This is a genomic window from Paracoccus sp. (in: a-proteobacteria), assembly GCF_035556475.1.
In the GTDB taxonomy this organism is placed as follows: domain Bacteria; phylum Pseudomonadota; class Alphaproteobacteria; order Rhodobacterales; family Rhodobacteraceae; genus Paracoccus.
This window is the reverse complement of record NZ_DATMFA010000023.1, coordinates 1-9,193: the sequence shown is the minus strand read 5'-3', so window position 1 is coordinate 9,193 and position 9,193 is coordinate 1. Positions and strand designations below refer to the sequence as shown.

The window sequence follows — 9,193 nt, the reverse complement described above, 5'->3', positions numbered from 1 at the left end:
GATCTGGCCCTTCACCGGCCTGATCTGCGCCCTGCTTGGCCGGCTCATCCCGGACGAGGATCGCGGCGCCTCGCCGACCTCCCGCTGGCTGGATGAAAGCGCATTGTCCGAGCCTTTGCTGGCCCTGACCGGGGCGAGGCGCGAGGTGCTGGCCATTGGCGACAGCGTCGCGCGGATGCTGGACCAGACCCGGACCGCCTTCAGGAAGAACGAGAGCAGCCCCCTTGCCGAGGTCGCCGAGCTGGAGGAGCAGGTCGACCGCCGGCAGCAGGAGGTCAAGCACTACCTCTCGCGGCTGAGCGGAAACCCGACCGAGGCCGAGCGCCGCAGCACCATCGAGATCCTCGATTATGTGATCAACCTCGAACATGTCGGAGACATCATCGACAAGGGCCTTGGTCCCGAAGTCCGCAAGAAGATCGGGCTGCAACTGCGCTTCTCCGAGGCGGGCTATCGCGAGCTGGACGCGCTGTTCCTGATGACGCAGGAAAACCTGCGCATGGCCCAGACCGTGTTCATGACCCGCGACCGCGAGATGGCGCGCAGGCTGATCCAGGTAAAGGTCGATATCCGGCACCATGAACGCCAGTCAGCACAGCGGCATCTGATCCGGCTGCGCGAGGGGCAAAGCGAAAGCCGCGAGACCTCCTCGCTGCATCTCGACCTGCTGCGGGATCTGAAGCGGATCAATGCCCATGCCCTTTCGGTGGCGCATCCGATCCTCGATGAAGAAGGGCTGCTGGTTGAAAGCAGGCTGCGCCTCGGCTGAAGGCCGCGACCCCCGCAGGCAATCTCACTCGGCCGCCACCCCGCTCAGCCGATGCGTCTCGATCAGGGCGCGGATCTCGGGCCGGCATGAGCCGCAACTCGTCCCCGCCCTCAGCGCCGCGCCGACCGCCTCGACCGAGGTGCCGCGCTGGCTTGCGATCAGCTTGACGATGGTATTCACGCCGACGCCGAAACAGGCGCAGATTAACGCGCCTTCGTCTGGCCGGTCCGCGCCGGGGCGGCCGGCAAGCAAGTCCTGCTCGCATGTCTGGCCAAGGGCCGCCGCCACATGGCTGCGCGACAGCGCCACCGGCTCGGGCGAAACAAACAGCGCGGCCTGAAGCCGCTCCCCGATGACGAAAGCCAGACGGACGAGGCCGCGTTTCGGATCACGTACCACCAGGGGCTCGGCATCAAGGCCGAAAAGCGCCTTTGCGCTGGCAACCCAGTCGCCGGGCGCATCGCGCGAGGCGAGTTCGACCTGCTCGCCCTGCGGCAGCGTTGCCCGCGCCCAATAGTCGCAATCGGGCCGCATGGTCGTTTGCGAAACGGCATAGCCGAACCATGAGGCGGCAAAGCGCCGGATTGCGACGGGCGCCGATTTGGCCGCAGGCTGGCCGGAAACCGGATCGACGATCGAAGGCACCAGCGCGCCGACGCGCCCGGTCGGCGCGGTCTCTCCGGTCCAGTGGATCGGCGCGAAGGGATGCCGGGGCGCCACGCGATCCGTGACCAGCACGCGCAGCACCGCCCGGCCATGCGGGCTTTCGACCTCTGCCAGCATGGCGGGCTGAAGGCCAAGCCGCGCGGCATCCGAGGGGTGAAGCTCCAGAAACGGTTCCGCCAGATGCCGGGAGAGGCGGGGCGAAGCGCCGGTTCGGGTCATCGTGTGCCAATGGTCGCGGACGCGGCCCGTATTCAGTCGGAACGGTTGGTCGATCGCGACCGGCTGGGGTTTTGTCGGCGTGATCGGCACCAGCCGCGGTCTGCCGGATGGCGTGTGAAACCGTCCGTCGCCAAAGAAACGCCCACCCCGCTTCGACGCGGATTGCGGCCAAAGGAAGGGATTGAGCCGGTCATATTCCGCGCGGGTGATCCCGGCATGATCCGAGATGTCGAAATCGCTGCCAAGCCTGCCCGCGACCCCTGAAAGCGCGACATGTTCGGCAAAGACCTCGGCGGGGTGCTGCCAGTTGAACGCGTCCTTCCAACCCATGCGCCGCCCCACCTCGGCAAGGATGCGCCAGTCGTCCATGGCCTTGCCGGCGGGCGGCAGCAAGCGGCGCTGGCGGCTGATCCGGCGCTCGGAATTGGTCACGGTCCCGTCCTTCTCGCCCCAGCCGGTGGCGGGCAGAAGCACATGGGCGAGGCGCGCGGTGTCTGTCTTGGCCATCATCTCGGACACCACCACGAAGTCGCAACCCGCGATGGCGCGGGCGATGCGGTCGGCCTCGGGCATCGAGACGGCGGGGTTGGTACAGATGATCCAGAGCGCCTTGATCCGCCCCTCCTCGACCGCGCGGAACATGTCCACGGCCTTGAGGCCCGGTCGCGCGGCGATGCGGGGGGCGTCCCAGAAACCGCGCACGGCCTCGCGATGGTCGGGGTTCTCGATCTCGAGGTGGCAGGCCAGCATGTTCGCAAGCCCGCCAACCTCGCGCCCGCCCATGGCATTCGGCTGCCCGGTCACGCTGAACGGACCCATGCCGGGACGCCCGATCCGCCCGGTCGCGAGGTGGCAGTTCAGGATCGCGTTCACCTTGTCGGTGCCGCTTTCGGACTGGTTGATGCCCTGCGAATAGACCGTCACCACCTTTTCGCGGCCCAGCCAGAGGTCGAGGAAAGCCGAGATTTCGGTCTGGCTCAGCCCCAGATCATCGGGGCAGGTCGCGTTGGCGGCGGCAAGCGCCGCCTCCAGCCCGTCGACCTCGGCGCGGATCGCGTCGCGCTGGTCGATTTCCCGCAGAAGCAGGTTGAACAAGACCGCATCCGCGCCGGGAGCCAGTGCAAGATGCAGGTCGCCGATATCGCAAGTCGCGGTCCGGCGCGGGTCGATCACCACGACCCGCATCTCTGGCCGGGCCTCCCTGGCGGCGGCGAGCCGCTGGTAGAGGACCGGATGGCACCAGGCGAGGTTCGAGCCGACCAGCACGACCGTATCCGCCAGCTCCAGATCCTCGTAAAGCCCCGGCACCGTGTCCGAACCGAAGGCCCGGCGATGGCCCGCGACCGAGGAGGCCATGCAAAGCCGCGAATTCGTGTCGATATTCGCCGAGCAGATGAAACCCTTCATCAGCTTGTTCGCGACGTAGTAATCCTCGGTCAGCAATTGCCCCGAGACGTAGAAGGCGACCGAATCCGGCCCATGCTCAGCGATGGTCCGGCTGAAGCGGTCGGCGACGAGGTCCAGCGTCTCGTCCCATTCCGCCTCGCGCCCCGCGATCATCGGGGCGAGGAGCCGCCCCTGATGCCCGGTCGTCTCGCCCAAAGCCGCGCCTTTGACGCAGAGCCGTCCCCTGTTCGCCGGGTGGTCGGGATCGCCTGCGATGGCAACCCCTCCCCTGCCGTCCGGGGTCGCCAATATCCCGCAGCCGGTGCCGCAATAGGGGCAGGTCGTGCGGATCGCGGGAATTGCCGGCTGCGTCATGCTTGGCTGCCCCTTACTCTGCGGGAACCGCTACGGATTCACCCTCGGACTGGTCGAGGGGCGTGCGCGCGGGCGAGGTCTTGTAATGGGTCGAATAGATCATCGCGCCCACAAAGGTCAGCCCGCCGACGAGATTGCCAACGACGGTGGGGATCTCGTTCCAGAGCAGATAGTCCATCCAGGTGAACTGGCCACCAAGCAGGATCCCGGCGGGGAACAGGAACATGTTCACGATGGAATGCTCGAACCCCATATAGAAGAAGATCAGGATCGGCATCCACATGGCCATGATCTTGCCCGATACGCTGGTCGACATCATCGCCGCGACCACGCCGGTCGAGACCATCCAGTTGCACATGACCGCCCGCACGAACAGCGTCAGCATCCCCGCCGCGCCGTGCGCGGCATAGCCGAGCGTCCGGCCCTCGCCGATATGGCCGATCTTTTCGCCAACCGCGTTCGGTGCCTCGGAGAAACCGAAGGTCACGATGATCGCCATGAAGACCGCGACGGTGAAGGCCCCGGCGAAGTTCCCGGCAAAGACCAGTCCCCAGTTGCGCCACAGGCCCGCCATCGTCACGCCCCGGCGACGGTCGAGCAGCGCCAGCGGAACCAGCGTGAAAACTCCGGTCAGAAGGTCGAAGCCCAGAAGATAGAGCATGCAGAACCCGACCGGGAACAGCAGCGCCCCGATCAGCGGGTTGCCGGTGTTCACCGTCACCGTCACGGCAAAGGCGGCGGCAAGGGCAAGGATCGCGCCCGCCATATAGGCGCGGATCAGCGTGTCCTTGGTCGACATGAAGACCTTGGCCTCGCCGGCGTCGATCATCTTCCTGGCGAAATCGGATGGATTGACATAGGACATCAGAGATACCTTCCTGTGGCGCCCCTTGTGGTCGGGGCGGTTTTGCGGGGCGTTACCAGTTCGAATAGGCCAGATACTTGCCCGACATGGTCAGGCGGACGCGGTCGCCCTTGGGGTTCGGCTCACGCTCGATCGCCATCGAGAAGTCGATCGCCGACATGATGCCATTGCCGAATTCCTCGTTGATCAGCGCCTTGATCGTCGGGCCGTAGACGCCCACGATCTCGTAGAGGCGATAGAGGCAGGGATCGGTCGGCACCGCCTGCTCCCAGACCTTCAGCGGGCTTTCGACCAGCAGGTCGACTGCGCTGTCGGGAAGGCCGAGCAGTGCGGCAAAGGCGCGCGCCTTGTCCTCGGGGAAGGCGTTCATGCCGGTGGCCGCGGAATGGGTCCAGACCGGGGACATGCCGATCTGATCGGCGATCTCGGCCCAGCCAAGACCCGCGCGCTTCTTGGCGCGCAGGATCATCGCGGTCAGGTCGTCGCGCCTCAGTTCCTCGACGGTGATCTTGTTCATGGCATCTCTCCTTCAGGCTGCATGGCTGCGGGTCACAAGCTCGGCGCTGATCAGCACCCGTCCGGCCTCGACGCGGATGGGATAGGTGCGGACCATCCCCTCATCCGCGCCCTCAGCCACGCCCGAGTTCAGGTCGAAGACCCAGTTGTGGAGCGGGCAGGTAACCGAGGTGCCGTGGACGATTCCTTCCGAAAGCGGGCCGCCCTTGTGCGGGCAGCGGTCCTCCAGCGCGAAGACCCGGTCATCGGCGGTGCGGAACACCGCGACGCAGCCCTGTGCGGTCCTGACCACGCGGGCGCCCTGCGGCGGGATGTCGTCAAGTGCGGCGATATCGACGAAGATGGTCATTCGGCGGCCTCCAGCGTCAGGTCGGCAAGGGGAGCCCAGCGGGGCGTCTCGGTTCTGGTGGAATGCTCGGCCCAGGGATCGCGGCGATAGACCGACTGGCTGATCTCGAACCGCTCGGCCAGCGCGCGGCGGCCCGCGAGGTCGTCCACGACCCGCTCTTTCACCCAGTCGAGGCCGACCTTCGCCACCCATCTGTAGGGACGGTCGAGGTATTTCGCGTGCTCGCGGTAAAGCTGGACGAAGGCCGCGATGATCTCGACCGCCTCATCCTCGGAGGGGGTCGAGGCGAGGTGCTCGGTCTCCTTCACCTCCATCCCCGCCGCGCCCGCGACGCTGATCTGGAAGCCCGAGTCGACGCAGATCACGCCCACGTCCTTGCAGGTCGCCTCGGCGCAGTTCCGAGGACAGCCCGAAATGCCCAGCTTGACCTTGTGCGGCGTCCATGAACCCCAGAGCAGCTTTTCCAGCCGAATGCCGAGGCCGGTCGAGTCCTGCGTACCAAAGCGGCAGAATTGCGAGCCGACGCAGGTTTTCACCGTCCGGAGCCCCTTGGAATAGGCGTGGCCCGAAACCAGCCCCGCCGCGTTGAGATCGGCCCACATATGGGGCAGATCCTCCTTGCGCACACCGAGAAGGTCGATCCTCTGGCCGCCCGTCACCTTGACCATGGGCACGTCGTATTTCTCGGCCGCATCGGCGATGGCGCGCAGTTCGGTCGGGGTGGTCACGCCGCCCCACATGCGCGGCACCACGGAATAGGTGCCGTCCTTTTGGATATTGGCGTGGTTGCGTTCGTTGACGAAGCGGGACTGCCGGTCATCGCGATATTCCAGCGGCCATTCCGCGATCAGGTAATAGTTCAGCGCCGGGCGGCAGGAATGGCAGCCGCCGACGGTCTTCCAGCCCAGATCCTGCATCACGGCGGGGATCGACTTCAGCCCCATCGACTTGATCAGCCGCCGCACGTCCTCATGCGTGTGATCGGTGCATTTGCACATGCCTGCGGGGGCCTCGACCACCGCGCCGCCAAGCGCGAAGGCCATCACCTGCTGGACAAGCCCGGTGCAGGTGCCGCAGGAGCCGCTGGCCTTGGTGCAGGCCCGGACCGCGTCGAGCGTCACCGCCCCGCCCTCTACCGCGTTGACGATCGTGCCCTTGCAGACGCCGTTGCAGCCGCAAATCTCCGCCTCAGGCGGCAAGGCTGCAACGGCCGCCATAGGGTCCAGCCTGGACCCTCCCTGGAAGGCCGGGCCGAAGATCAGCGTCTCGCGCATTTCGCCGATGTCAGTGCCGTCCTTCATCAACCCGTAGAACCAGTTGCCGTCGGCGGTCTCGCCATACATCACCACGCCGATGATGCGGTCGTCCTGCAAGACGAGGCGCTTGTAGAGACCTCGGCCCGGATCGCGGAAAACGATGTCCTCGCGGCCCTCGCCCTCGGCGAAGTCGCCGGCGCTGAACAGGTCGCAGCCGGTGACTTTCAGCTTGGTCGCAGTCTGGACCGGCACGAACTCGGCGGCCTCATCCAGCAGGGTTTTCGCCAGAACCTTGGCTTGGTCGTAAAGCGGCGCGACAAGGCCGAAAAGCTGCTGGCGATGCTCGACGCATTCACCGAGCGAGAAGATATGCGGGTCCGAGGTCCGCATCGCGTCATCGACGACGATGCCGCGCTCGACCTCGAGATGCGCGTCATTGGCAAGGCGCGTCTCGGGGCGGATGCCCACGGCCATGCAGACCAGATCGGCGGGATAGACGGTTCCATCCTCCAGCAGCACGGCCTCGGCCCGGTCGTGACCGAGGATCGCCTTGGTCGCGCCTTTGCAATGAACGGTGATGCCGCGCTTTTCCAGATCCTTCTGCAGCAGGTAGCCCGCGGCGGGATCAAGCTGGCGCTCCATCAGGTGGCCCATCAGGTGGATCACGGTGACTTTCGCGCCGCGGGCGGCCATTCCGGCAGCTGCCTCAAGTCCCAGAAGGCCGCCGCCGATGACGACGGCGTTCTTGCCGGCAATGCCGGCCTCGATCATCGCGTTCGTGTCCTCGAGGTCGCGATAGGTCACGACGCCGGGCAAGTCCTTGCCGGGAACCGGGATGATGAAGGGGGCGGAGCCGGTGGCGATGACCAGCGCGTCATAGGGCGCGCCACCCTTGTTGGAATAGACCACGCGGTTCTTGCGGTCGATCTTCACCACCGGCTCGCCAAAGCGGCAATCGACGCCCTGCGCGGCATACCAGTCGGCGTCATGGGTCACGATGTCCTGATAGGTCTTTTCGCCCGAAAGCACCGGGGAGAGCATCAGGCGGTTGTAGTTGCCGCGCGGCTCGCCGTTGAACAGGGTAACTTCGTAGGCGTCCGGCGCGGCTGCGAACAGGTGCTCAAGCATTCTGCCGGAGGCCATGCCGGCGCCGATGACCACTAGCTTTTTCTTCATGGCTGTGGGCTCCTTTTCAGGCGGTTTGAAGGGCGATGCCGCGATTGAGGCGACGAATCGAGAGGTGCATCCAGCCAAGGCAGCCGGCGACGAGCAGGAAGAGGACCATGAAGCAGCTGGACCAAAGGCCGGTCTCGTCCTTGAGCCAGCCGAAAAGCAGCGGCAGGAAGAACCCGCCAAGCCCGCCGATCATGCCGACAAGGCCGCCGACAGCGCCGACATTCTGCGGGTAATAGGTCGGGATGTGCTTGAAGACCGCCGCCTTGCCGAGGCTCATGAAGAAGCCGAGGACGAAGATCACGACAAGGAACACCGGGGTCGGAACGCCCGCCGGGATCGAGAGGATCGCCGTCGCCAGAAGTGATACCGCAAGGGTCCAGTACATGACCGCGCGCGCCCCGATACGATCCGACAGCACGCCTCCATAGGCGCGGAAGATCGAGGCAGGGATCGAATAGGCGGCGCCGATCATCCCGGCGGTCCTGACGTCGAAGCCGTAGACGCCGATCAGGTAATGCGGCAGCCACAGCGCCAGCGCCACGAAGGCCCCGAAGGCGAAGAAGTAATAGGCCGAGAAGCGCCAGACCTGCGGGTTTTTCAGCGGCTCGAACTCGGCCCTGAGGCTGCGGAGGGGGGCTTTTGTTCCCCGGCGTGCGACCGTGACCGGATCGTCCTGGCTGAAGAGCCAGAAGATGATCGCCGTGAGGGCCAGAACCCCGGCCCAGATCTGCGCGGTCGCCTGCCAGCCCCAGGCCAGCATGATGAACGGGGCGACGAACTTGGTCACCGCCGCGCCCACATTGCCGACGCCGAAGATGCCAAGCGCCGTCCCCTGCCGTTCCGCAGAGAAGAAGCGCGAGACATAGGCGACACCCACCGCGAAGGATCCACCCGCCAGCCCGACGCCAAGCGCCGCCAGCAACATCTGCGGATAGGTCGTGGCCCAGCTCAGCAGGAAGGTGGCAAGCGCCGCCGCGAGCATGGTCAGCGTATAGACGATGCGGCCGCCAAGTCGGTCGGTCAGCACGCCCAGCAAGATACGGACGAGCGAGCCTGTCAGGATCGGCATGCCGACCAGCAGGCCGAACTGCGTCTCGGTCAGCGAGAGCTGCTCGCGGATCTGGATGCCGATGATCGCAAAGATCGTCCAGACGGCAAAGCAGACGACGAAGGCGGATGTCGAGAGGGCCAGCGCGCGGCCGGAATCCTCGGGGGCAGAGGGGGCAATGGCGGACATGGATGCTCCGATGGCAAACTGGGTTGCAGTGGCTGTCGGAAAGCGTGGACGATCGGAAACCGGGCGTCGGCGCTTTCAGGGATTCCGCGCCATCGCGGGATCGATCATGCCGCATCGTTGCGAGCGGGTCGCTGGCGCGCCATTGCACCGGACCATGATTATTTCTGGCAGGTCACCGGAAACGCAGCAAGCCCGGGCTGGCCGCAAACCGGGTTTTCAGAGACCGCGATCCGTTCCCGCACGGGATTTGGGCGACTGCTTCGCGAACTGCCCGGTGAAAGGTCAGTTTTGCGATCAGGCCTGGATCTCGGGCTCGAAGGTGAAGCCGTCGAAGAAGCGGTCGGCGCGCAGAATCATCTGCCCCTTTTCGGCGGGAACG

8 protein-coding genes are annotated in these 9,193 nt (G+C 65.9%); 2 read left to right on the top strand and 6 right to left on the bottom strand.

Translation table 11 applies throughout. The features are described 5' to 3' along the window. Nucleotides 1-769: Na/Pi cotransporter family protein (locus tag VNQ78_RS03080; RefSeq protein WP_325686479.1), on the top strand; the 769-nt coding region annotated here is incomplete at its 5' end. 24 nt (nt 770-793) lie between these two features. Here VNQ78_RS03080 and VNQ78_RS03075 read toward each other — a convergent pair. The 6 genes from VNQ78_RS03075 to VNQ78_RS03050 are packed head-to-tail and all read right to left on the bottom strand — an operon-like array spanning nt 794 to nt 8,814. Further along, nucleotides 794-3,415, bottom strand: coding sequence for a molybdopterin-dependent oxidoreductase (locus VNQ78_RS03075; protein WP_325686476.1), 2,622 nt, complete (start codon nt 3,413-3,415; stop codon nt 794-796). Nucleotides 3,416-3,428: 13 nt separating this feature from the next. Next, a complete protein-coding gene (locus tag VNQ78_RS03070; protein ID WP_325686474.1) occupies nt 3,429-4,280 on the bottom strand; it encodes a formate/nitrite transporter family protein in 852 nt (283 codons plus the stop codon). A gap of 52 nt (nt 4,281-4,332) precedes the next feature. Next, nucleotides 4,333-4,797, bottom strand: a complete 465-nt coding sequence (cynS, locus tag VNQ78_RS03065; protein WP_325686472.1) for a cyanase — start codon at nt 4,795-4,797, stop codon at nt 4,333-4,335. 12 nt (nt 4,798-4,809) lie between these two features. After that, the gene (gene nirD / locus VNQ78_RS03060) at nt 4,810-5,145 is read right to left on the bottom strand and encodes a nitrite reductase small subunit NirD (protein WP_325686470.1); all 336 of its coding nucleotides are present in this window, start codon (nt 5,143-5,145) and stop codon (nt 4,810-4,812) included. Next, the gene (gene nirB / locus VNQ78_RS03055) at nt 5,142-7,577 is read right to left on the bottom strand and encodes a nitrite reductase large subunit NirB (RefSeq protein ID WP_325686468.1); all 2,436 of its coding nucleotides are present in this window, start codon (nt 7,575-7,577) and stop codon (nt 5,142-5,144) included. The genes nirD and nirB overlap by 4 nt, the downstream gene beginning before the upstream one ends. Nucleotides 7,578-7,593: 16 nt before the next feature. Beyond that, a complete protein-coding gene (locus tag VNQ78_RS03050) occupies nt 7,594-8,814 on the bottom strand; it encodes a nitrate/nitrite transporter (protein ID WP_325686466.1) in 1,221 nt (406 codons plus the stop codon). On the opposite strand from VNQ78_RS03050, the gene VNQ78_RS03045 reads away from it, so the two are divergent. Then, nucleotides 8,804-9,193: hypothetical protein (locus VNQ78_RS03045; protein WP_325686464.1), on the top strand; the 390-nt coding region annotated here is incomplete at its 3' end. The genes VNQ78_RS03050 and VNQ78_RS03045 overlap by 11 nt on opposite strands.

Bases quoted from the DNA above. Each gene is read 5' to 3' on its own strand.
- VNQ78_RS03075 (WP_325686476.1), bottom strand. From the start codon at position 3,415: ATGACGCAGCCGGCAATTCCCGCGATCCGCACGACCTGCCCCTATTGC.
- VNQ78_RS03070 (WP_325686474.1), bottom strand. From the start codon at position 4,280: ATGTCCTATGTCAATCCATCCGATTTCGCCAGGAAGATGATCGACGCC.
- cynS (WP_325686472.1), bottom strand. From the start codon at position 4,797: ATGAACAAGATCACCGTCGAGGAACTGAGGCGCGACGACCTGACCGCG.
- nirD (WP_325686470.1), bottom strand. From the start codon at position 5,145: ATGACCATCTTCGTCGATATCGCCGCACTTGACGACATCCCGCCGCAG.
- nirB (WP_325686468.1), bottom strand. From the start codon at position 7,577: ATGAAGAAAAAGCTAGTGGTCATCGGCGCCGGCATGGCCTCCGGCAGA.
- VNQ78_RS03050 (WP_325686466.1), bottom strand. From the start codon at position 8,814: ATGTCCGCCATTGCCCCCTCTGCCCCCGAGGATTCCGGCCGCGCGCTG.